Source organism: Arcicella sp. GW458-12-2-14-TSB2 (genome assembly GCF_059423785.1).
The window spans coordinates 1-24,204 of the sequence record NZ_JBWKYN010000047.1 but is presented as its reverse complement, the minus strand read 5'-3'; the positions used below and the strand labels follow the sequence as shown (position 1 = coordinate 24,204).

The following is a 24,204-nucleotide window of genomic DNA, read 5'->3' as shown; positions in this document are numbered from 1 at the left end:
AAATTATGGTCATCTTCTATGATTCCTATCAATAAATCCATCGTTTTCATTTATAAGTGGTAGTGTTTTATTTTTTAGCAAGATTTCAAAAAAATAAAACATTATATACATTAACGCTTTATTAAGTAATCAATATAATTTTATTAAAGTCTTCACTTATCATAAATTACTGATAACTAACACTTTGAAACAAAATTCTACAATCACTACTTAATAACATTTATAATTTATACACTCTAAATGCTTTTAGAATACAACTAAACCAACAGTAAAATCCGCCAGTCTTACTATCAATTTAGTTGTACTCATGAACATCAAGTTTGTTTTAATTGTTTTTAAGCTCACGGTGAAGAGCTTTAAAAACTTGTGATTAGGTATTCATACGTAAACTTGACATTACAAAGTAAAACTTTTAAAATACCTTTTCCAATCCCTTAAAATAGGGGTTTTTACTATAAAAAATAAAGTATTGTTATTATACCAAGAAAAGCAAGCATTTTGGTTCAATATGGGAAAGAAATATTAAACACAGTACCGCAATTTTCTATACTTTCAAATGAAATAGTTCCCAAACTTAGTTTTACCATGTTTTGTACTATTGATAGGCCTAAACCAGTACCCACAATGTTTTGTGTATTGTTGGCTCTGAAAAAAGAAGAGAATACCTTTTTTTGTTCTATTTCCGGTATGCCAATACCGAAGTCTTGAACAGTTATTTTATATACATTATCTTCAAATATTAAGCTCACTTTGGGGTTAGGACGCTCTAGTGAATATTTAAAAGCGTTAGAAATTAAATTATCAATGATATGAACAAAATGCTGAGCATCTAATTTAATAGCCCTTGGGGTACCATAAATGGCTAGTTCAACTGTCCTTCCATCACTTTGCTGTTGATTTTGCCTATCAGTTACAAACTTTAATAGTTTTACTAAATCAACTTCTTCTTTTTGGACAGTCAATCTATCCGTTTCAAATTTGCTCAGTACTAAAGTTTCATTGATTAAATCTGTCAGACGTGTAACCTCTGATTGAATAGATGACAAATGATTAGTAATCAAGCGGATTCTATCATCATCAATTTGTTTAGTGTATGCATCTATAATATCGGCACTAGAACGAATAGCAGATAAGGGCGTTTTGAACTCGTGCGATGCCATAGCCAAAAACCTTGTTTTTATTTCGTTCAACTCTTTCTCTTTCTGCAAGGCTTTGACCATACTTTCTTCAACACGTTTTCTTTCTTGTATTTCCCTTGATGATGTTATCATTCTATCGGCAATATCGTATTCATCAAAAAATAACCTAGTGTTGGTCTCTAGCCAAATATATTCACCATTCTTTTTTAAGAAACGGTAGGTAGTATATAGTTCATTGGTATTGCCATCCAAGGATTTCTGATGATTTTGCTGAATAATATTGAGGTCATCAGCATGAAAAAAATCGTAAGGACTTCTGCCAATTAATTCTGTTGGTTCATATCCTGCAAGCTCTTTGATGGAGGGCGACACATAAAGATATGTACCATCTAAGCGATGGATACACACTAAGTCTTTGATATTATTAGAAAGCAATTCATAAATATGAGCATTACTTTTTTCGTTAGTAATATCCTTTAAAGTACCAGATGTACCCAGTATTTGGTCTTGCTCATTGATGATTAATGTAGCAAAAACTTCCATCCATCTTATACTTCCTTCTTTAGTTAAATAGCGGATGATGTGTTTACAGTAGCTTTTTTGACGGTTAATGAGGGGTTCAAAGAGGAGTTCATTTTTTTTAACGTCTTCGGGATGAAGAAACTGATAAAATGGCTTATTGATAGATTCTTCAATAGTATATTGAAAAATATTAGTCCATGATTTGTTTAAGAAAACCCAGTTGCCAACTGAGTCGGTTTGAAAAATTACGTCGTTTATATTATCTATTAAGTATTCATATTTGGATTGATACTGTGAAACCATCTCTTCTAGTTTCACCGTTTTAGTAAATTCCTTAATCAATACTATAATATATTTCACTTTATTTTCATCAAAAACAGGTTGAATGGTAAAGTTTAAATATTGATTATATACAAATTCAGTTAATTCTAAATGTTCTCCTTGGAATGCTCTTTCATAAGTATTTTGAATTTTTTTGCCAAAAGTAACATGACTCACCCCCAATCCTTTTTCATTTAATTTTGGATAAGTACCAAAGAATAATTTATATTGCTTGGAAAATGCTTGATTGAAAGCAAGAAACTCATAGTTCGCATTGATTGCAAAAGCACTATCATCTAAAAATTCTAGTATGCTATAATCAAGGTTTAATAATGGACTATTATTCAAAAAAGACATTTATATGATTGTGTTAAAGTGGTAGGTAAATTTAGTATAATAAAAGTCTAATCAAAAAATAGTCCCCTAAATATCACTAGTTTTAGGGGTAATGATAGTCGTTTCTATATCATAAAGCTTACAAAAAGTTTGCCAAACTTTTTAATAAATTAAGTTTAAAGTTTACAATACAAACTTCGCCAGTTAGTCTGCATTTAAAATGCTGGCTAGGTTTTCTGTTATCAAAGACTGCGGTTTATTATTCTTCCAAGTTTAAAAACATGGAACACACGAGGTGGTTTTCTTTAAGAAAGTATTTAAGCCTACATATTATCATGAAAACTGTCAACAATGGTGTTTTTTTGCTAAATTCAAGCTTAAATATGACAAATTAAAGTTCCTCATCATCACTTAGCAATGAAAAAACAACCTTACCAACTCAGCATCGAAAACCCGTGTGAGCAAGATTGGTCTTTAATGACACAAAATGACATTGGGAAATATTGCTCACAGTGCTCAAAAACAGTCATTGACTTTACCGCTTTATCTGATAAAGAGATATTTGAAATAATGAACCAAGCTTCAGGTAAAGTATGTGGACGTTTGACAAAACAACAACTCAATAGACCTATTGCCTATAAACAGCAAACAAACTTTGCAAGATATTATAATATACTAGCAGGCATTATTTTGTTGGGTACTACAGGCAATTCTTTTGCTAATAAAAGCAATACTCCCTCTAAAGAAATTATCGAAAATAATCCATTAGCTCTAATTTCAAAAAAGGCTCAAGTTGGGTTATCTACCGACAGTTTGAAAAATATTGTGCGAGGAAAGGTTTTTGATAAGGAAACAAAGATGCCAATTCCGGGTGCTATCATTGGGATTAAAGGAAGTAATAAGGGTATAAATACTGATGGAGAAGGACAATTTAAACTACTTATACCAGATGCTGTATTAGCAGATAATATCACATTAATTACTATGGCTATTGGTTATAAAGGAACTGAAACTACAGTTAACATGAAGGATTTAAGCGTCTCACAAGACCTTGTAGTAATTCCTATTGAAACAGACTTTTTGGGAGAAGTTGTTGTCGGTAGTATTGTTGCTAAGCAGAAAAAATGGTGGCAATTCTGGAAAAAATAAAAATGAATGACTATCATTCATTATGTAATATTTATCGTTTCAAGTTTAAAGATTCGAAACAGTAAAATAAGAAAACTTATAAACATTGTGTCCAGAGGACTTATAATAGTAGTCACTCGGTAGAACCGAGCGGCTACATAGCCTCAATAAAAAAGTCTTTAGGAAAATTTCCTAGAGACTTTTTTATTGAATTGGCTCACAGCCTACGGCTTAATGCTTACAGCTAATTACCTATTTCTTCTTTTCTACATTACTAAGCTTTATCTGAGGCGACGTTGGATTCACCAAGATTAAATCTGTGATGATTCTTTCGCTTTCTTTCAGATAAGTATCTTTACTTCTTCTGTCTTTCAGAATTTTCAATTTTGCTTGAGCAATACTAGTTGAATCAGTCGGAGCCTTTTCAGGTTCTTTTTCAGTAGCCCCTGTCAATTCTTCACCTAATTCTGCTAAATTTTTCTTCTTTTGCTCATCTATTTCTTTACGACGTTTGTCTTCTTGTAATGAGATAGTTTTCTTTTCCTTCGCTTTTTTAACATAATTAATATCAGCTACTAATTTTTTCAAATCAGCATCTGTTTTTAATCTATCTTGATATAAAGCTCTCAATTTCACCACAGTTTGGTCTGTAATATCAGTCGTAGGCGAATATTTAGTTGAAGCAATCATATCCCAAGGCAAAGCACTTGGCTGAGAACTCTCTCCAAATTCAGATGCACTGAAAGAAGAAGGCAATTCGATATCTGGTGTTACTCCTTTGTGTTGAGTACTGCTCCCTGTTACACGATAAAACTTCTCCATCGTTATTTTCAACTGCCCTACTCCTTCTGGCTCACCTTTCAAGAAACGGTCTAAATCTACTAAACTCTGTACTGTTCCTTTTCCATAAGTTTGCTCGCCAATTACCAAACCACGTTTGTAATCTTGAATAGCACCTGCGAAGATTTCAGAAGCTGAAGCAGAGAAACGGTTAACTAATACTGTCAATGGTCCATCATAAGTAATAGATGGGTCTCTGTCATTTTCTACACTGATTTCTCCATCCGACTGACGGCGTTGTACAACTGGCCCTTGTGAAATAAACAAACCAGTTAAGCTAACAGCCTCGTTCAAGAAACCTCCACCGTTATTTCTAAGGTCAACAATTACACCATCAACTTTATCAGCTTTGAGTTCATTTAAGAATCTTTTTACATCGGCTGTAGTGCTCTTATAACCTTGTTCCCCATTTCTAGCACCTTCTGCATCACGATAGAAAAGCGGAATAGTAATTAAACCTAATTTAAACTCTCTGCCATCACGATTGAAGTTTAATACTTCTTTCTTAGCAGTACCGTCTTCCAATTTAATTTTCTCACGTACCAAACGTACTTCTTTAGGTACCGAACCTATCGGAGCATCACCTGGTAAAATCTTTAAACGTACTACCGTGTTTTTAGGACCTTTAATAAGCTTAACGGCATCATCAGTAAACCAACCTACAATATCTTGATAAGGCTTATCATCTCCCTGAGCCACTGCCACTATTCTATCTTTCGGGTTAAGCAGTTTACTTCTGAAAGCTGGTCCACCTACGATACAATCAACAATCATTACATAATCGCCTTCGTTTCTAAGGGTCGCTCCGATTCCTTCAAACGACTGAGCCATTTCTTGGTTGAAAGTAGAAGCCGTTTTAGGAATAAAATAAGTAGTATGTGGGTCTACACTTTCTGTAAACGAATTCATAAACTGTTGAAATACATCCTCACTCTTCGTCTTATCAAAGTATTTCTCAGTACGCTTATAACGTTCTCTTAAATCTTTAATGGCCGAAGTATCTGCCTTACCGCTAATTTTCCAGTCTAGCAAAGTACTCTTAACAGCTTTTCTCCAGATATTATCTAATTCTTCTTTAGACTTTGCCCAAGTAGCTTTCTCACGGTCGGGAGTGTAAGTTTCGTCAGTCTTAAAATCCACAGGTTTTGATAACATAGACGCCACAAACGTAAAACGTTCTTTTGCTCTGTTTCTAAACACATTATAGATTTGATAAGCAGCCGTCAACTCACCATTTTTCAATTGGTCATCTAGCTGATAGCGGAATTTCTCAAAACCATCAATATCACTCGCCGTGAAATTCATTTTATTGAAATCCAACTCTTTGATATAATTATCGAAGATTTTAGAAGAAAGCGAGTCATTCAAAGGCACACGACGATAATGATAATTACTTAGGATTTCAGTCACTAAGTTTTCGACTTTCTTTTGAGTAGCAGTCGGTTGTAAATCATCAGCCGCAAATTTATAATCAGCCCCCGAAAGGCTACCATTATTGTGCGAGAAGGACTGTAGTCCAAAAAACGCAAGCAGCGAAATTGGCACAAGAGCAAGAAAGTATTTCATCATCTTATTTTTCATTAGTCTATTTTTCAATACCCAACAATTCTACTTCAAAAACTAAAGCAGAATATGGTTTAATTGTTGGGCCACTTCCGCGCGTACCATACGCTAATTCATAAGGTACAAACAATTTCCATTTAGAACCCACTGGCATTAATTGAAGGGCTTCTACCCATCCTTGAATTACGCCAGTCACTGGAAACGAAATTGGTTCACCTCTGTCTACTGAACTATCAAACACCGTTCCATCAATCAATGTTCCATGATAATGCGTTTTTACTTTATCACTCGCTGTTGGAATTGGGCCATCACCTTTTTTCAAAATCTGATACTGTAAACCACTCGCTAAAGTGACAATTCCTTCTTTCTTTTTGTTGTCAGCCAAAAACTTTTCACCTGCCAGTCTGTTTGGTTCAAATTGTTTCGACTGCTCTTTTTGCATATATTTTTGAAGCAACTGATTCGCCTGCATATCCGTAATTGGCGTAGGCGCTCCTTTCATTACTTCATTAAAGCCTTTTTGTAAAAGCTCAGCATTAATTTCTATGTTTTGCATCTTAAAATTTTGTGCCACCAAAATTCCTAGTCCATAACTAGCAGAGTCTTTTAATGAAGCAAAAGGAACTGATTGCGCCGTGGTGTGAGCTGGTATAACTGAAGTTGTTTTAGGTTTTACAGCCACTTTTTTAGTAGCTGGTTTAGTTTGTGCATTTACAAAAAATGGAGTCAAAACTACGCTTGAGCAAAGTAAGATATTCTTTAATTTCATCTGTTATTGTAGGAACGAATCAATCTTAAAATTATAAAATACCCCTGAACGATTCGCCCATGATTCAAGAGATATTTTGTTTGAATGAGAAATAATATAAATAAACTTATTTTTATAATTCTTAAAGTTAATAACGAAAACTGATGCAACAAAATTATTTCGACATGGCTAAATAGAATTCAAATAAAAGCATCTAATCCGCCGATGTGCGCTGGTTTAAAGCCTTTTTCAGTCATTTTTATGCTAGCACAGTCATACATTGGGTCATGATCAAAAAATAATATCCAATTATTTTCAACCGCTTTACTTAATAAAGTACTTTTTTCTTCCATTGTTTGCAAAGGTCTAACGTCATAACCCATCACATAAGGCACTGGTATATGTGATGATGAGGGAATGGTATCCGCTATAAATAGTATCTTTTTATCCTGATAAGTTACCAAGGGCATCAACATCTTCTCCGTATGCCCGTCGGCGGTTAATATTGCTATATTATCAAAAGGTTTCTCTATTACCTTATCTGTAAAAAACAGTTGCTCAGCTTGCTGAATAGGCAAAATATTTTCTTTAAAAAAAGTAGCTTTCTCTCTAGGATTAGGATCCATAGCCGCCTCAAAATGCTGTGAGTGTGTCCAATAGCGAGCGTTCTTGAAAGTCATTTCAAAGTGAGTCCTATCAGTATTCCATTTTACGGCCCCTCCGCAATGGTCAAAGTGTAGGTGGCTCAGAATGACGTCAGTTACATCATCTTCAGCATAGCCTTTTGCCCTGATAGACTTCCCCAAATCGCCCTCGCCATGACGATAATAATAACTTTGCCATTTGGCATCCTGCTTTTCACCCATGCCCGTATCTATCAAAATAAGCTTCTTGCCATCTTCTATCAACAAACACCTCATTGCCCATGAACAAAGATTATTTTCATCGGCAGGATTCGTTTTTTGCCAAAACGTTTTCGGCACCACACCAAACATTGCTCCGCCATCTAGTTTAAAAAATCCTGCATCTATGGTATGTAATTTCATTCTTAATATGATTTTGTTTCAATAAGCTTTGCAATTTATAAGAAGTTGCTTACTTTGAGTAGTATTTTACACGAACGGATTACAATCAGTATTACTGAAAAAAACAATCTAACACTATGAAAATCGGTCTAGTCCTTTCGGGTGGTGGCGCCAGAGGTATTGCTCATCTGGGCGTACTAAAAGCCCTACAGGAAAAAAATATTGAAATTTCGGGCATCTCTGGCTGTAGTGCCGGTGCTATTGCAGGGGCGATGTTTTGTGCGGGGTATTCGCCTGATAAGATTTATGAAATAGTAGTTTCAACCAATACATTGCGTGCATTACGCCCTGCTTGGAGCCGAGTAGGCTTGTTAAACATGAAACGTGCTGAAGAAGCTTATCTAAAATATATTCCGCATAATTCATTTGAAAACCTCAAAATTCCGCTTACTATCAATGCTACTAATCTGTATGCAGGCGAAACAATTTATTTTTCTTCGGGCGAATTACTAAAACCCGTCATGGCCTCGTGCTGTATTCCAGGGCTTTTCGAACCCATCCTCATGAATAATCAAACATTGCTAGATGGTGGAATTTTAAACAATATGCCCATAGAACCATTGGTCGGCAAATATGACTTTATTATTGGTAGTCATTGCAATCCTTATGGTATGAACCAAATACCAAAATCAATGGCGTCAATGGTTCAAAAATCACTATTCTTAGCCATCAACAACAACTCTAAAAGTCGGTTAGGGCTATGTAATTTTCTAATAGAGCCTCCCCTTCTCAAAAACTTTGACCCACAAGATATTCGTAAAGCAAGCAATATCTTCAAAGTCGGTTATGAATTTGCAAAATCTCTATCACTCCCAGAAAATATATTATAAGATAAATTAATATAAAAAAAGTACAAGTTTTATTTTTTTATTAACTTTTATATTGATATTTTACGAAAGTGTTTTTAACTTAGCAAAACTCTCCAAGCTGCTCAGTAATTTTAAACCATAAATTGATACGATTTCACTTTTTCCAAAAAAGTAGGCATTTTTGTACCCTAAATTTTCATTTTTATATTGATTTTTTGGTTTTAATGAAAAAATTTCAACCAGATTTTCGATTATTTCTAAAATCTACTCCTCTAACTAAATAGTAATTTCTTAAAAGAAAAGAAAGTCAATAATCTTATACTCCAAAAAGTACAATTTAAAGCATTATTTTTTTATCAATTAAACCCAAATATTTCATGAACAAACGTTTATTATTTATCAATCTACTTCTGTTTTTGGGATGTTCTTTGAGCATGATTGCTCAGGATCGTCGTATTACAGGAAAGGTAACTGCAGCAAGCGATGGTTCTGCTCTACCTGGTGTAACAGTTCAAGTAAAAGGTGTTTCTAAAGGTACGCAAACAGATGCAAGTGGTAGTTACTCTTTGAGCGTTTCAAACAATCAGAAAACTGTAGTTTTTAGTTTTGTTGGTTTTCTTTCTCAGGAAGTTACAATTGGGAGCAAATCTATCATTGACGTACAATTAGTAGAAGATGCTAAATCTTTAGAAGAGGTAGTTGTAGTGGGTTATGGTACACAGAAAAAAACCAACTTAACTGGTAACGTTGCTTCTATCACAGGTAAATCTATCGAAAACCTTCCAGTTATCTCAGCTGAACAAGCTATTCAAGGTAGAGCAGCAGGTGTATTTATCGAATCGGGTAGTGGTAAAGTAGGTCAAGGCATCAAAATGAGAATCAGAGGTTCTTCTTCTGTATCTGCTGGTAACAACCCTTTGTATATTGTAGATGGTATTCCAATTACTTCAAATGACCAATCTACTACGGGTGGGCCAACCAACCCAATTGCCGATATTAACTTCAATGATGTAGAATCTATCGAAATTTTGAAAGATGCTTCTGCCGCTGCCATCTATGGTTCTAGAGGTTCAAACGGTGTTGTGATTTTAACAACAAAAAAAGGTAAGGCTGGTAAATCTAATTTCAATATCGGATATTTTTCAGGTATTAGCGAAGCTACAGGTCACCGCGAGTTTTTGAACACTGCCCAATATGTAGAATTATTTACAGAAGCTCGTGTAAACTCTGGTTATAGTGTTGCAGGCGGACAAACCCGTTTTGACCGTTACGCTTTAGGCGAAAGAGCAAGATGGAATGACCCAACATCACCAAACTATACTGATACCAACTGGGAAAAACAAGTTTTAAGAACAGGTAATGTTCGTCAGTTTGACATCAACATTAGCGGAGGTAACGACAAAACGAAATTCTATGCTTCGGGTTCATATAGCAAACAAGAAGGTATTATTGTTAAAAACAGCTTTGAACGTATGAGTAGCCGTTTGAACTTAGACCATAAAGCTTCTGATAAAATTTCTATTGGTATCAATGCAAGTTTGGCTCGTTCATTCAACACGCGTTTATCAAACGATAATGCTTTCTCGACACCAATGCAGATTATTGCATTAGCACCACTTTCACCAGTAATTGACCCACGTACAGGTGACTATACTGATAGCTACAATGGTGCTGTAATTACACAGTATTATAACCCATTGTTAAGTATTAAATATACTGATAACAATACAGAGGTATATCGTAGCATTGGTAATGTATATGGTCAATGGAATATTATTCCAAGTTTATCATTCAGAAGTGAGTATGGTTATGATATGCTATTCCAAAACGAAGAACAGTATTACGGTAAAGAAACAGCTAGAAATAATACCAATGCTGTGAATGGTGAAGCCTATAAAACTAATACTTTGGTATTTAATTATAGTACTAACAACTTTCTATCGTTCAACCAAGTCTTCAACCAAAAGCATGATATACAAGCAGTTGGAGGTATGAGTTACCAACAGTCAAAAAGAAATTATATTGATGCTACTGCTAGAAGTTTCCCTAGTGATTCATACAAAATGCTTTCTTCAGGTGCTACAAAGGCAGATGCTAATTCATCTGAAACATTCTACTCGTTCTTGTCATACTTTGGTAGAGTTAACTACAAATTCGACAACAAATATTTGCTAAGTGTAAGTGGTAGAGCAGATGCATCATCGCGTTTTGGGGCAAACAATCGTTATGGTTTCTTCCCTGCTGCTTCGGCTGGTTGGATATTGTCTGAAGAAGAATTCATCAAAGATGTTCGCCAAATCAGCTACTTAAAACTTAGAGCTAGTTATGGTTTAACGGGTAATGCTGAAATTGCTAACAACGCTTCGCTTGGTTTATACTCTGCGGCTTATGGTTATGTAGGTGTGCCAGGACAAAGAGCTACGCAATTAGCTAACCCTGATTTGAAATGGGAAAAAACTGCTCAGACAGACATAGGTATTGAAGTTGGTTTCTTTAATAACAGAATTTCTGCTGAAGTTGATTATTATAACAAACATACTTCTGATTTATTATTGAACGTAAACGTACCAGGAACGAGTGGTTTCTCTACTTTGTTGAAAAACGTTGGTGAATTAGAAAATAAAGGATGGGAATTTGTACTAAGAACAGATAATAGCTTTGGTGATTTGAAATGGAAAGCATCTTTCAATGCTGCTACCAATAAAAACAAAATCTTGAATCTTCAAGGACAAGTTATTACTGGTGGTTTCCTAAACCGTGCAGTTGAAGGCCAACCATTAGGCGTTTTCTTCGGACCTGAATATGCTGGAGTTGACCCTGCTAATGGTGATGCTATTTATTACAAAAACACAACTAAAGCAGACGGTACTATTGACAGAAGCGTAACGAATGATGTTAACGAAGCACAATATACTGTAATTGGTAATCCAAACCCGAAGTGGATTGGTGGTATTACGAACGAGTTTTCTTACAAAGGTGCTGATTTAAGCTTCACTTTCCAAGGTGTGTATGGCAACTCTGTTTATAACGGTGCTGGTAAATTTATGTCTGCTAATGGTGAATTCTATGATAACCAGACTATTGACCAATTGAACCGTTGGAAAAAACCAGGTGATATCACAATGGTACCTCAGGCACGTTATCTACCTGATGTTGCTAATGGTACTGCTGAATCATCACGTTATTTACAAGATGCTAGCTATACTCGTTTGAAAACAGTTACCCTTGGTTATACATTCCCTAAATCGATTGTAAATAAACTAAAACTATCGAAATTAAGAGTTTATGCTACTGCTAACAACTTATTGACTTTTACCAAATACACAGGTTGGGATCCAGAAGTTAATACAGATTATTTAACAGGTGTAGCCGCAGGTAATGATTTTTATTCTGCTCCTCAACCTAAAACAATCACTGTTGGTTTAAATCTTGGCTTTTAAGATTGTTAATTTTTAGAAATTATGAGCCTGATGTAATTAAGGAGGTATCATAAATTACAAACAACAAAAGGATACAAAAATGAAAATAAACTATAAAATAATATATTCAATAGCACTAGGTATTGTACTGATGGGCTGTGATAACAAACTGGAGGTTAAACCTGTCAATAGTATCGACGCTTCTTCGGCCGTACAAACATCTGCCGATGTTGAGGCTATCTTGATTGGTGCTTACGATTCAATGTCTGATGCTGACGTATTAGGCGGTAACCCACAGAGGGATGCTGAATTAATCGCTGACAATGGCGATATTCAATGGCAAGGTACATTTGTTGCTCCAGCACAAATATTTGGTAAAAACTTGTTGAAAGATAACGGACAAGCTACTACTACATGGTTGGATACTTATCGTACTATCAACATCGCTAATACAGTATTGGCTAACTTAGGAGTAGTAACTGCTGCCAAAAAACAAAGTGTAGAAGGCCAAGCAAAAGCCATTCGTGCATGGATGCTTTTTGAATTAGTAAGAGTATATGCTAAAACATATCAAGACGGAGACCCTAAAACTAATTTAGGCATACCTCTAATTACAACACCAACGTTGGAAATTACGACAGCAAGCTTTACAAAAAGAAATACTGTTGAAGAAGTATATCAGCAAATCATAGCAGACCTAACAAGTGCAGAATCGCTTTTGCCTGCAAAAAATGGCTTCTATATTGGTAAATATACTGCTGCGGCTTTGTTATCAAGAGTGTATTTAATGCAAGGTAATTATGAAGCTGCTCGTCAGGCTGCTAACCGTGTTATTGCTTCGGCAACCTATAGCTTAACGCCAACTTTTGGAGAAGAATTTAATAACTTAACAAACACAACGGAAGATATTTTTGCCATTCAGCAAACTGATCAAGATAATGATAACTCATTCAATACTTTCTTTGCTTCGGCATCGCAGGGTGGTCGTGGTGATATTATCATAAACTCTCAGCATTTGGCTACTTATGATATTCCAGATGATAGAGGTGATTTCTTCTATGATGCTGGTGATATTTTTACAGCTAAATGGGCAGCACAAATTGCTAATATGCCTATCATTCGTTTGGCTGAAATGTATTTGACACGCGCTGAAGGGAACTTCCGCGTAGGGGGTACTCCACTAGGCGCAAGTCCGTTAACTGATATTAACAGACTTAGAACTCGTGCAAATGCTGACCCTTACGCTTCAGTTACCCTTGCTACTATCTTAAAAGAAAGAAGATTTGAACTAGCTTTTGAAGGACACTGGATTCATGACATCAAACGTAACAAACAAACATTCACGAAAAACTTTGGTACTGAAATAAAGTCGTATCCTTACAATTCTCCGAAATTGATATTCCCAATCCCGATGAGAGAAACTGATGCCAATTCAAATATGGTTCAGAATGAAGGGTATTAATTGAAAAACCAAAGAATGTTTTTACTGATGAAGCATTCTTAGATTCATACAAAATAGACCGTCTCAAAATTTATTGGGACGGTCTATTTTTGCATTATACGTTTTCCAATATTTTTTTGTATTTAATCATGGCTTTTCTACTACAAATTTATAGTTTCATCAGCTTCTTACTTATACTCCCCAGAAAAACACTCATTTTTAAATTCTAAGAAAAATACAAATTAAGTATTCTCTATCAATGACATTTTAAGCCCTAAGTATTTTTAGGTTTCGTATATTGAGTACGTTTAACATTATTTTCACTTACCGTTCATCTACAAAAACAAAACATACATCAGTCAATTTTACCTTCTTGTCGAAAAAAATTAGTTCAAACACAATAAATTAATCATTCAAAATGGTCTAATATTAAAAAATAAGCACATATGTAAATATTATATTAAAAAAAATTAATAATTGTTTTGTTTGTAAAGTACAATTTTTTAAATTGATTCTGTTAGCAATAACATAAACCAATTCAACCAAAACTAAATTATTAAATGAACAAAAAACTACTAACGACTTTCCTCGTTTGGGTGGCTTGCTGTGTAAGTATTTATGCACAAGACAGAAAAGTGTCAGGAAAAGTGACCTCGGCCGAGGACGGCTCAGGACTTCCAGGTGTATCAGTTCAATTGAAAGGAAGCGCCAAAGGAACAACCACCGATGCAAGTGGTAACTACTCTATAGCAGTTCCTTCTACTGCGACTACAATTGTCTATTCTTTTGTTGGTATGACTCCCCAAGAAATATCAATTGGTACAAAATCAGTAATTGATGTAAAACTCGGGGCAGACACCAAACAGTTAACAGAAATTGTAGTAACAGCCATTGGTATTCAACGTGACAAAAAAGCACTTGCTTATGCAGTATCTTCTGTAAAAGGAGATGCTTTGGCTCAACGCTCAGAGCCCGATGCTTTACGTTCGTTGAATGGTAAAGTACCAGGGGTTAACATTATTAGTGGTGGGGGTGCACCCGGCCAAGGTACTAAAATCACTATCAGAGGTAACAACTCGTTTACGGGTAACAACCAACCTTTGTTTGTAGTAGATGGTATCCCTTTTGATAACTCTGTAAATTCTACAGATGGTTATGCTAACAACACGGTGACCTCTAACAGAGCCTACGATATTGACCCTAACAACATAGAATCGATGACGGTGCTAAAAGGCGCTGCTGCTGCGGCACTCTATGGTTCTCGTGCTTCAAATGGTGTAATTGTAATCACTACAAAATCAGGTAGTAAATCTGTTAAAAAGGGATTGGAAGTAACGGTAAACTCGTCGGCATCTATTGAAAACCTTTCAACTGTACCCGACTATCAAGATACCTATACCCAAGGTTCTAACCAGATTTATAATGGTGGGTTCATTGGTAACTGGGGAACGGTGTTTCCTTCTCAAGTAGATAGAGTAAATGCACAACTAGGTTTTGCTCGTTATTCTAAAACGATTGTAGATGGCTATCCAGAAGGTACAGTACCACATCCATTAGTAGGGGTGGCTTATGGTGCTGCCAGATATAAATCTGTATTTCCTCAGTTTTTAGATGCCAACGGCAATGCCATAGCCGTGCCTCTTCAACCTTATGATATTGTAGGGGGATTTTTCCGCCAAGGTAAAGTAATTGAAAATGGTATCAGCATTGCCTCAACAGGTGACAAAACCTCTTTGAATGCAGGTATCTCAAGAATGCAAAATGATGGTATCATTCCTAATTCTAATACATCGCGTACTAGTTTGAATTTTGGTGGTAATGCTACATTGACCAATGGCTTAATAGTGAGTGGTAATGTAAACTATGTATTAACCACACAGCAAAGCCCTCAGTCGGGTGCATCTTTCTTTAGTGACTATGGTAGTGGTTCAACTGGGTCTATTTATGACCGTCTGTTTTACCTACCAAGAAACTATAACTTAAATGGCTACCCATTTGAAAACCCAGTTGATGGTACCAACGTATTTTATCGTGCTTTAGATAACCCTCTTCGTATTGTTAAATACAACTTGTACAATAGTACTGTAAACCGTGTGTATGGTAATATGGCATTAAGCTATGACGTTACACCTTGGTTAAACTTATTGGCAAAAGGAGGTATCAATACTTATTCAGAGACTAGAACTAACGTAATTCGCCCTGGTGGTAATGCCGTACCATTAGGCTCAGTTTCAAAATCTAGCTTAGTAAATACTGAAACAGATTATACTTTTTTAGCGACAGTATCGCACGATTTTAGTGACAAAATAGCTGTGAAAGTATTGCTTGGTGCAAACGCCAATGAAAGACAATTCAGTCGTGTAAGTACAACAGGTCAGGATGTTATTGACCCGAACTTATTGATATTAAACGGTACTAAAAAACAGTCGAGTACACAGTACAACTCGTTGCGTCGTCTGTATGGTATATTTGGGGAAGCTACTGTATCATACAACAACTATGCTTTCCTTACGGCGAGTGTTCGTAACGACCACTCATCTACCCTACCAGTAGCCAACAGTAGCTATTTGTATCCAGCAGTAAGTGGTTCGTTTGTATTTTCTGACGCCTTTAATTTGCCAAAAACGGTATTGAGCTTCGGTAAAATCAGGGCTAACTATGCTAAAGTGGGTAAAGATGCTAGCCCTTACCAAGTAAATACTGTATATAACTTAGGAACTACTTATATACAAGATAACCCAATTGCTACTGCTGGTATTTCAAGTACATTGAACAACGTGGATTTGAAACCTGAATTTACTACTGAAGTAGAAGTAGGTACTGAACTACAGTTTTTCAATAACCGTATCGGTATCGATTTGGCCTATTTTGATAGAAACTCTACTGATTTGATTGTTCAAACACGTGTGCCATCTTCATCTGGTTTTGCCTATCGTAACATCAATGCTGGTAAAATCAATAACAATGGTATTGAATTAGGCTTAACATTGGTACCAATCAAAACTAAAAGCGGATTTACATGGACATCGTTTGCGGCCTTTACTAGACTACGCTCTTTGGTAGTTGATGCTGGTCCGGCAGGAGAAATTTTCTTGGGTGGAGCCACTTCTAACTTAGGAACTATCCACAGAAATGGGGAACCATTCGGTATGATTTATGGTAGTAAATACGCTCGTGATGCAAATGGTAACTATTTAATCAATGAGGCATCAGGACACCCAATCTACCAGCCACAGCCAACTTTAATTGGTAACCCTGCTCCTGACTTTACTTTAGGTTGGACAAACACATTTACTTTTAAAAACTTTACTTTATCGGCCTTATTAGATTATAGAAAAGGTGGCAAAATGTACTCGGTAACGGCAGCCTCATTATTATTAAGAGGACAATTGAAAGGTAGTGAAGACCGCGAGGGTTTACGTGTTATTCCGGGTGTTTATGGCGACCCACAGACTTACCAAGCAATTTTGGGTGCAGATGGACAAACGATTAGAAACACTACTGCTATGACAGCCTTTGAATACCATTTCTCTGATGGCTTTGGTGCTTATGGTGCTGATGAAACTAACGTGTATGACATTACTACTATTCGTATTAGAGAGGTAACCCTTGGTTACTCTGTCCCAAAAGCCTTTTTGAAGAAAAATGTTGGCTTTATTGGTTCTTTGAGAATCTCATTGTCGGGTCGTAACCTTTGGTTTTATGCTCCTAACATGTTGAAAGGCTTGAATTTTGACCCTGAGGTATTATCAAACTTCCCAGATTCAAACATCCAAGGCTTTGACTTAGGTGCAGCACCATCAACACGCCGTTTTGGGGTTAACCTTTCGGCTACCTTCTAACACAACACGAAGTATCAGATTTTCTCATTTAAAATTAGCATTCAGATGAAATATACATATAAAACATTCAGAAGGTTTGTATGGGGAATGGTATTAATAACTTCAATAAGTGCTTGTAGCATTACGGAGTTAGATATCAACAAAGACCCAAACAACCCTATCCAAGCCACTCCAGACCTGCTGTTACCTAGTGCTGAGTTGTCGGCTATCAATAACATTGATATTTATAATACGGCGGGGTTTTCGGGTCAGATAAACAGTGCTGATGATTTTAACTTGAACAACAGTTCTTATAACGGAACTTGGAACTTTTTCTATCAGTCGACCCAAAGTATCGAGGGACTAATCAGGGCTACCCAGAATGTAAACAGTCCTCATTATTTGGGTATCGCCCAAACGTTGAAGGCATTTGCCGTTGGAAACTTTGTAGATACTTTTGGCGACATTCCTTATACTGAAGCTTGGCAAGGTAATGGCGATTCGCCTAACTTCTCTGCCAAATTTGATACAGATGCAAGTGTTTATGAAGCCGTAATTAAACTTTGCGATGCTGCGATAGCGAACTTTGCTAAATCAAGCCCAGTGTCGGTGAAGAATGATATCATTTATGGTGGTACGATTTCTAAATGGGTGAAATTAGCGAAGTCCGTAAAATTAAGATTATTGCTAAACTCACGCAAGGGGCGCGCTACTGGTAATGCTGATTTAGTAGCGGCTTTCGCTGCTGGTGGCTTTATTACTAGCTCGGCTGATGATTTTACCTTTAAATATGGTACACAGTTGAATGCAGATGGTAGCGATGGTCGCCACCCTTGGTTCCAGAATGCTTATTTGGGCGATAATGGTTTCAGCTATATTTCGCACCAATTGATGTCTGAAATGATTTTGAATAAAGACCCACGTTTACCATTCTATTTCTATCGTCAGACTGGCACAGTGCTAGACCCATCTAACCCTACTGATAGAGGTACTATTCCTTACGGTGGTTCATATTTAGCCTTGAAACAGTCGTTCTTGAATAACTATGCTAAAGTGTATGGAAGTTTAACAAGTGCTGACTTATCGTACATAGCGGGCTTCTTTGGTCGTGACCGTGGCGATAATACGGGGGCTCCTCAAGATGGTGCCTTACGTACTGCTCCGGGTTGTTACCCTGCTGGTGGTTTGTATTCTGGTAGAGAAATTCCTGCTAAAGCATTAACAGGGGGCACTAAAGGGGGCAATGGTATCTTACCGCTTATTACTAGTAATGATATTAAGTTTTATCAGATAGAAGCCATTCTTGATGCTGGCTTAACAGGTGATGCTCGTGCTATTTTTGAAGCAGCTATCCGTGAACACATCACGAGAGTAGTAAACTTAGGGTTAGCTGTAGATGCTGCCAATGCGAAAGCACCTGCGGCGGCTGATATTACTACTTATGTAAATTCGTGGTTAGCACAATACGATGCAGCGGCTACAAACTTGGCTAAATTAAATGTTGTAATGAAACAAGCATGGTTCTGCCGTTGGGGACAAGGTACAGAAACATGGAATGGTTTGAGAAGATTGGGCTATCCTACTGCTATTCAAGACCCTATTTTAAAACCGATTCGTCAGTTTGCTTTGCGTAAACCGTATCCATCACAAGAAGGTAGCTTGAATCCTAATGCCACAGATAAAGTGGTTAATGTGATTTTTGACCGTGACCCTATTTTCTGGGATAAGGTAAAATTAAAGTGGACTTTTTAATTAACAAATTATTATAAGAGTAGGCTAAGTATCCAACATTTGCCTACTCGCTTTTATCAACTATAAAAAATTTAGGATATGAAAAGAATTGCAACATATATATGCTTAATTGGACTGCTTTCAATTATCTATGCTTGTAGAGATGAAAGTTTGAATCCAGTTCCTCAATGGGAATACGCTGTTCATGGCTTTACAGTGTTTGATGGCATAGCTTTTAATGGCAATGTAAACAGCAGACCGCAAAAATATGAGACTAATTATGCCAAGAACTTTCCTGCAACAGGACAAGACAATGCTAAGATAGATTTCAAAATACGTTGGGTTTCGTTGGATAATAAATTGACAGTAAATAAAATAGAATTGTATATCAATTTTACTGAAGACTATGACGACCCAGACGGAAACCCTAAAACTGCTGACTTAGGTGCTGGCGTTGGAAAATTATTAAGTACTATTTCAAATGTACAAGGCAACCGTGTTTGGAATTCTTTTAGCGTTACGCCTAAACAAATCTATGATTTGTACAAGGATGTTACTTGGAAATATGATAAAGTAAATGCTGTAAAAGTATTCGATAACCCAACACACGCACGTACTACAGGCAAATGGTTTGATGGCAACACTGATAACTTTATCTTGAGCTGGAGACTTTACACCACTGATGGCAAAGTATTCAAATCATGGAACCAAAGTTCCGTTTGTGGTGATGTTACGGCTGTTTCAGAGGCAAATTCAAACTGCCAGTTAGATTGGTCTGTACAGTAGCATACTAATTACAAGCAAATTACAAACTTATGTGTAATCTTAGCTTCTTTATAAAAGTTAGTTAGAAGAGATGGGAGTTTAAATCCCCATCTCTAAAAAATAAGGCCTCTTATAAGAATTGTCCATAGGCTATTAAAGTACTATCAAAAACCCCTGCTTTAAACTTCAAATGCACCCTCTCTGTTATAGAGAGGGTTTTTTATTTACCCGTTTGGTACATAAGTGTGATTAGTAAATAGTCCGATTTTTATGACTTAAACAAGAGAAAAGGAATAGTTATCTGTGATTTTTTGAAATGTCTATCTTTACATTTTTGTCAACCTATTTTAGGCAAGCACAACACATCACTCACAATTCAAAACCGCTCACTCAAACCTTCCCACTCATCTAACATACTGAAAAATAATATTCATCATTTCCTGAGTTGAATTCCAGCCATAGGTAATTTTTTTGGGTGGATTGAATTTATTTTCGGGGTTTTTGGCGGTATTATCGTAGGTGGCTTCTGCGTAAATTACTGAACCCATAGGAATCAGAAGTGGTTCTTTGTATTCATAGGTCATTTGCCAATTAAAATCCCATGCTGAAATTTTTATCAAGGGAATCATCTCTCCAGAAGGCGTAATAGCAAAACTCCTTAGCGATTTACCCAATAAATGGGTATGGGGTTGTACCGAAAGTAAATGAATTGGATAAGGAATTTCAGCAGACTTGGCATAAAAAGTAATGATGGTATCGGCCGCTAATTCAAAAGGTTGATTGGTAATGTCCTGTTCATGAAGGATAAAAGTTTGTACTTCTTTTTCAATGGGTTCCTTGGCAAAATATAAATTCACACTTGAGCTATCATATTCATTCGCCAGATTATTTGGGGCGTAATGTACATTCAGGAGGAGGTCACTACCTGCTTTTAAATATTTGGCAGTACCTTTAGGGTATTCAATAGGGTTATTACCAGGAATCCAGCCCATCCAAAACTCCTCCTTCATTTTGATTTTTGCATATTGGGCAATGGATGTATCATCGATAGACTTCCCGTCGGTCACTCGCATAATCTGTGTAGTATCTACTCCTATCCGTGCATGATGAGCCAATTTTTTATTGCCGGGTCTAAACTCTATTGCCTTTACAAATACATTCGTATCTAAATTAGTTGGTAACGAAAACAATACATATTCTTCTTTACTATTAGCAGGAATCCGAAAAGCCTTGTTCCAATGCAATACCAAATCTGGTTTTTTGTTCAATTGGGTATCTTCTTGAAAAGTAGGCAGTGTCAACTTTTTAGTATCGCCTTCAGTCATACCCGTTTGAATCCAAACTTTAATGGTAGCAATTTGCCCAACTGTTAGTTTGCGGACATTTTTAAATTCTCCAAAATCATGATCAGCCTTCCAAGGTGGCATATAGCGTGTTTCCGTTACTTTTTGAATAAATTTAGCCCGTTTTACTACATCTTGATAGGTAACCAAACTAAACGGGGCAGCCTCTCCTTTTCGATGACATGGCGTACAATTTTGATGAATGATTGGGGCTACATGTTCTGAAAATGTAATTTGCTGAGCAAAACCACTACTATTAGCCAATAGCAAGAGCCCTAAACAGATAAGGAACAGGTTTACTAACTTACTGAGATAAACACGATTTTGATTACAGACCATCATCTTTCAATATAACAACCTATGGCTTCAGTTTTGGGTGGATTAATTACGTTGTGTGTCAACAAAGCGGATATGGCATTTTTTAAATATAATTCAGTGGCATCATCACGATGTTTGCCCAATGCATAAAACCAATTATCGATAGCTCCTTGATAATGAACATTCCCCTTAGCATCAAGTACTATCACTTCGGGAGTAATATGTATATCAAATAGGGTGGTAAGGTAGTGTAGTTTATCAATGATAGCAGGAAAGTTAAAATTGTATTTTTTGTTAAACTCCTCAATTTCTTGTTTCGATATTCCCTTAGTAGGGAATACTGTATAAAATTGAATATCAATTGGCTTGCTATGTTTCAATGTATCTTTAGCCAGTACAAAGCCCTTGCTGAGTGCCATTAATTTACTGGTATATTGCTGACTTATTGGGCATTCGGTATCCAGAAAAACAAATACACTAAGGGAATGGCTATTAAGCTGATAGATATGGTTTTGAATATCCCTAAACTGGGTTTTGGGCTGAATGCTTATTTTTTGGGCAAACATCAACTGATGCCCATAGCATAGCAGTAAAAAAGTAAAGCAGTTTCTGAATATGGCTTGTAGTTTGTTTGATTTAAGCATTAATCTTTCTGGAAATTTAAAGATACTCTTACATAAAGATAGTAAAAACTGAGTAGATAGTTTCTACCCTCAAAACAAAAAAACCTGCCAATAAAGAAAATCTTTATTGACAGGCCTGAACCATGAACTATGGCTCTTATTAAGGTGTGCTAGGTACTAGGGTGGTTTAAAATTGTTAGGAATTTACTTTGTTATTCTTCAATAAAACAGCTTTAGGAGATTTTCTTATGGCCTCTCTAAAGTCGCTGATTCTTCTTCTGGATACTACAAATTCTTGACCATCTTCAAGAATGATAACAAGCTTTTTATCGTCTTTCCTCCAACCATTCATGAAAGAAATGTTAACAACATGATTGTTGTTGATTCTGATAAAAGACTGAGTATCTTCTATTCTTTCTTGCATTACTCTTAGTGTGCGAGCTACCATCAAACGCTCTTGATTGGTGGTATAAATGGCGGTATAATTTTCATCACTCTTTAAATATAGAATTTCTTTCAGAGCAACTTGACTACTTTTAGTAAGGTATAATTTTTTCATAATTATAGAATTATTACTACTACAAAATTGCAATTTAGATATTGAAAATGTTAACTTGAAATCGACAAAAATTTGTTCATTTATGACAAAAAACCTAAAAAAGTACTATATTACTGGCTTTACCAACTTTAAAAAGTACTATTTAAAACTTTTAGACCATTCGGATGGCGATTTCCCGAAAGATTCCTGGAATACTTTTGTAAAATATGAAAGACTTTCAAAACCTACTTGAAATGCTACGTCGGAGACATTACCGTTGCGATTTTTCAGTAGCTCCGCAGCTTTTTTTAAGCGGTAGTTTCTGATAAATTCAACGGTGGTCTGGTTTGTTAAGGTTTTCAATTTTCTTCTTAATTGTACGGTACTTATATTAAGTTCATCGGCTAAGTCTGTAATATTGAAAGCACTATCAGACAGATGCGCCTCAATAATTTGCTCTATCCTTTGCAGAAAAGCTTCGTCTTGTTGATTAATATGCTGTTCTTGTTGTATGGGTACAGAGAAGTTCTCTATATCAAAATTGGGGTCTGGGAAATAGGTAATCGGGGAAGGAGGATGGTCCTCATTGTTTAGCGGTATGTTATGATATTCTGGCTGATATTCTAACATAATTGCTGGGTCTACTTCTGATTGCTGAGACCTCAGGTAGATTTTACAGATTAGCAAAACAAAAAAAGTGATTTTGATAGGGTCTGAGAAAAATACAAGATTATCGATAAATGCAAAATCTATGACTTTTAAAAGCCTGAGTTGGAGAAAAATAAAGCCCGTAAAACTAAAGATAAATGAAAACACAAACAACCATTCTAATTTTACCTTTTTGTAATATGCGTAAGCAAAAAGTAGAATAATAGAGATATCAGCAATCAAGGTATTCAGTACATTCATTTTTATCCACCTCCAGTTATAATCAAAGTATATGGCTAGGGTCAACACTAAAGTGGAAACAATGGATAAATACAAATACCATTTTACCCATTTGGGATATAAGGTCGTTATTGGTAAAAAGCTAATTGTTAATACAATTTCGAAGATAGCTAAAAGCCGATAAGGCAAAGCATTGATAAGGGTAGATTGTACTGGGTTGTTGGTAAAGTAATCTCCGATTGATTCATGATAGGCAGATACCGTAAATAAAATACAAAGCGAATAAATAGCGAAAATCTTATAGGTATTGGTTTTCAATAAAAAGAAGGCTATGATAGAAATAAGGAAATTTCCTAATAGTTGAACGCCATCCAAAATCCATACTTTACGTTCATCTGAATATCTTTTTATTTCGTGAACAGCTTCGGGCATTATCAGGAAAGTTGCATAAAAGGCCCTTTGACTTTTCGTTTTAATAAATATTGTTTGGGGTTGATTAGCCAATAAATTAAAATGAATAATGGGGTAAGATGAAGTATAGCTTCTTTTATCTTTGGCTACAAAACAGCCTCCTTTGAATACCTTATATTGCTTGTTTTGTTGTGGGATAAAAACATCAATGTATTCAATCACTGGATTACTACATTCAAATACCCAATTAGATGTTTTTGCTGAAACCAAGTTTAGTTTAAACCATTGAGTAGCGTCTGAAAAACCAACATGAATATTTTTTTTAAAATAAGGAGCAAATTGTTTACTTTGAATATCACGAAAGCTAAGTTTTGAATTACTCGTTTCGAAATATTCAAGGGAAGAAGATATATTA

Annotated in this window: 15 protein-coding genes; 7 read left to right on the top strand and 8 right to left on the bottom strand. The window is 35.8% G+C overall.

Features of this window, described 5'->3' with window-relative positions:
- Positions 1 to 503: 503 nt before the first annotated feature.
- A complete protein-coding gene (locus tag AC07XN_RS09105; RefSeq protein WP_494742807.1) occupies positions 504 to 2,339 on the bottom strand; it encodes a sensor histidine kinase in 1,836 nt (611 codons plus the stop codon).
- Positions 2,340 to 2,735: 396 nt separating this feature from the next.
- On the opposite strand from AC07XN_RS09105, the gene AC07XN_RS09100 reads away from it, so the two are divergent.
- Entirely contained in the window at positions 2,736 to 3,467 is a 732-nt protein-coding gene (locus AC07XN_RS09100; protein WP_494742806.1) for a carboxypeptidase-like regulatory domain-containing protein, read from the top strand.
- Positions 3,468 to 3,698: 231 nt separating this feature from the next.
- Here AC07XN_RS09100 and AC07XN_RS09095 read toward each other — a convergent pair whose 3' ends face one another.
- From AC07XN_RS09095 to AC07XN_RS09085, 3 genes are all read right to left on the bottom strand, one after another.
- Positions 3,699 to 5,855: a carboxy terminal-processing peptidase gene (locus tag AC07XN_RS09095; protein ID WP_494742805.1), complete on the bottom strand. Its 2,157-nt coding sequence runs from the start codon at positions 5,853 to 5,855 to the stop codon at positions 3,699 to 3,701.
- A gap of 16 nt (positions 5,856 to 5,871) precedes the next feature.
- Positions 5,872 to 6,618 carry a BamJ family beta-barrel-assembly machinery protein gene (gene bamJ, locus AC07XN_RS09090; protein WP_309921270.1) on the bottom strand — a complete coding sequence of 249 codons (747 nt, stop codon included), beginning with the start codon at positions 6,616 to 6,618 and terminating at the stop codon, positions 5,872 to 5,874.
- A 179-nt stretch (positions 6,619 to 6,797) separates the two neighbouring features.
- Positions 6,798 to 7,643, bottom strand: coding sequence for an MBL fold metallo-hydrolase (locus AC07XN_RS09085; protein ID WP_494742804.1), 846 nt, complete (start codon positions 7,641 to 7,643; stop codon positions 6,798 to 6,800).
- A 116-nt stretch (positions 7,644 to 7,759) separates the two neighbouring features.
- Between AC07XN_RS09085 and AC07XN_RS09080 the strand changes: the two genes are divergently transcribed.
- The 6 genes from AC07XN_RS09080 (at position 7,760) to AC07XN_RS09055 (ending at position 19,689) form a co-directional block, all read left to right on the top strand.
- Positions 7,760 to 8,512: a patatin-like phospholipase family protein gene (locus AC07XN_RS09080; RefSeq protein ID WP_494742803.1), complete on the top strand. Its 753-nt coding sequence runs from the start codon at positions 7,760 to 7,762 to the stop codon at positions 8,510 to 8,512.
- A gap of 356 nt (positions 8,513 to 8,868) precedes the next feature.
- Positions 8,869 to 11,931 (top strand): SusC/RagA family TonB-linked outer membrane protein, encoded by a 3,063-nt coding sequence (locus AC07XN_RS09075; RefSeq protein WP_494742802.1) that lies wholly within the window; start codon positions 8,869 to 8,871, stop codon positions 11,929 to 11,931.
- Between the two features lie 79 nt (positions 11,932 to 12,010).
- Positions 12,011 to 13,372, top strand: a complete 1,362-nt coding sequence (locus tag AC07XN_RS09070) for a RagB/SusD family nutrient uptake outer membrane protein (protein ID WP_494742801.1) — start codon at positions 12,011 to 12,013, stop codon at positions 13,370 to 13,372.
- A gap of 539 nt (positions 13,373 to 13,911) precedes the next feature.
- Positions 13,912 to 17,193, top strand: a complete 3,282-nt coding sequence (locus AC07XN_RS09065; protein ID WP_494742800.1) for a SusC/RagA family TonB-linked outer membrane protein — start codon at positions 13,912 to 13,914, stop codon at positions 17,191 to 17,193.
- Positions 17,194 to 17,238: 45 nt separating this feature from the next.
- Positions 17,239 to 18,924 (top strand): SusD/RagB family nutrient-binding outer membrane lipoprotein, encoded by a 1,686-nt coding sequence (locus AC07XN_RS09060; protein ID WP_494742799.1) that lies wholly within the window; start codon positions 17,239 to 17,241, stop codon positions 18,922 to 18,924.
- 78 nt (positions 18,925 to 19,002) lie between these two features.
- Positions 19,003 to 19,689, top strand: coding sequence for a hypothetical protein (locus AC07XN_RS09055; protein WP_494742798.1), 687 nt, complete (start codon positions 19,003 to 19,005; stop codon positions 19,687 to 19,689).
- Positions 19,690 to 20,072: 383 nt separating this feature from the next.
- Here AC07XN_RS09055 and AC07XN_RS09050 read toward each other — a convergent pair whose 3' ends face one another.
- The 4 genes from AC07XN_RS09050 to AC07XN_RS09035 all read right to left on the bottom strand — a co-directional run.
- Positions 20,073 to 21,353: a monooxygenase gene (locus tag AC07XN_RS09050; protein WP_494742797.1), complete on the bottom strand. Its 1,281-nt coding sequence runs from the start codon at positions 21,351 to 21,353 to the stop codon at positions 20,073 to 20,075.
- Positions 21,350 to 21,973 carry a thioredoxin domain-containing protein gene (locus AC07XN_RS09045; protein WP_309921296.1) on the bottom strand — a complete coding sequence of 208 codons (624 nt, stop codon included), beginning with the start codon at positions 21,971 to 21,973 and terminating at the stop codon, positions 21,350 to 21,352. The genes AC07XN_RS09050 and AC07XN_RS09045 overlap by 4 nt, the downstream gene beginning before the upstream one ends.
- Positions 21,974 to 22,148: 175 nt before the next feature.
- Complete coding sequence (locus AC07XN_RS09040; RefSeq protein ID WP_309921300.1) at positions 22,149 to 22,511, bottom strand: LytR/AlgR family response regulator transcription factor; 363 nt, start codon at positions 22,509 to 22,511, stop codon at positions 22,149 to 22,151.
- A gap of 138 nt (positions 22,512 to 22,649) precedes the next feature.
- On the bottom strand, positions 22,650 to 24,204 hold a 1,555-nt coding region (locus AC07XN_RS09035; RefSeq protein WP_494742796.1), incomplete at its 5' end, for a helix-turn-helix domain-containing protein.

Excerpts from the sequence above, each read along its gene's own strand:
- AC07XN_RS09065 (WP_494742800.1), top strand. The coding sequence starts at position 13,912 with ATGAACAAAAAACTACTAACGACTTTCCTCGTTTGGGTGGCTTGCTGT.
- AC07XN_RS09070 (WP_494742801.1), top strand. The coding sequence starts at position 12,011 with ATGAAAATAAACTATAAAATAATATATTCAATAGCACTAGGTATTGTA.
- AC07XN_RS09080 (WP_494742803.1), top strand. The coding sequence starts at position 7,760 with ATGAAAATCGGTCTAGTCCTTTCGGGTGGTGGCGCCAGAGGTATTGCT.
- AC07XN_RS09075 (WP_494742802.1), top strand. The coding sequence starts at position 8,869 with ATGAACAAACGTTTATTATTTATCAATCTACTTCTGTTTTTGGGATGT.
- AC07XN_RS09105 (WP_494742807.1), bottom strand. The coding sequence starts at position 2,339 with ATGTCTTTTTTGAATAATAGTCCATTATTAAACCTTGATTATAGCATA.
- AC07XN_RS09095 (WP_494742805.1), bottom strand. The coding sequence starts at position 5,855 with ATGATGAAATACTTTCTTGCTCTTGTGCCAATTTCGCTGCTTGCGTTT.
- AC07XN_RS09100 (WP_494742806.1), top strand. The coding sequence starts at position 2,736 with ATGAAAAAACAACCTTACCAACTCAGCATCGAAAACCCGTGTGAGCAA.
- AC07XN_RS09045 (WP_309921296.1), bottom strand. The coding sequence starts at position 21,973 with ATGCTTAAATCAAACAAACTACAAGCCATATTCAGAAACTGCTTTACT.
- bamJ (WP_309921270.1), bottom strand. The coding sequence starts at position 6,618 with ATGAAATTAAAGAATATCTTACTTTGCTCAAGCGTAGTTTTGACTCCA.
- AC07XN_RS09055 (WP_494742798.1), top strand. The coding sequence starts at position 19,003 with ATGAAAAGAATTGCAACATATATATGCTTAATTGGACTGCTTTCAATT.
- AC07XN_RS09040 (WP_309921300.1), bottom strand. The coding sequence starts at position 22,511 with ATGAAAAAATTATACCTTACTAAAAGTAGTCAAGTTGCTCTGAAAGAA.
- AC07XN_RS09085 (WP_494742804.1), bottom strand. The coding sequence starts at position 7,643 with ATGAAATTACATACCATAGATGCAGGATTTTTTAAACTAGATGGCGGA.
- AC07XN_RS09060 (WP_494742799.1), top strand. The coding sequence starts at position 17,239 with ATGAAATATACATATAAAACATTCAGAAGGTTTGTATGGGGAATGGTA.
- AC07XN_RS09050 (WP_494742797.1), bottom strand. The coding sequence starts at position 21,353 with ATGATGGTCTGTAATCAAAATCGTGTTTATCTCAGTAAGTTAGTAAAC.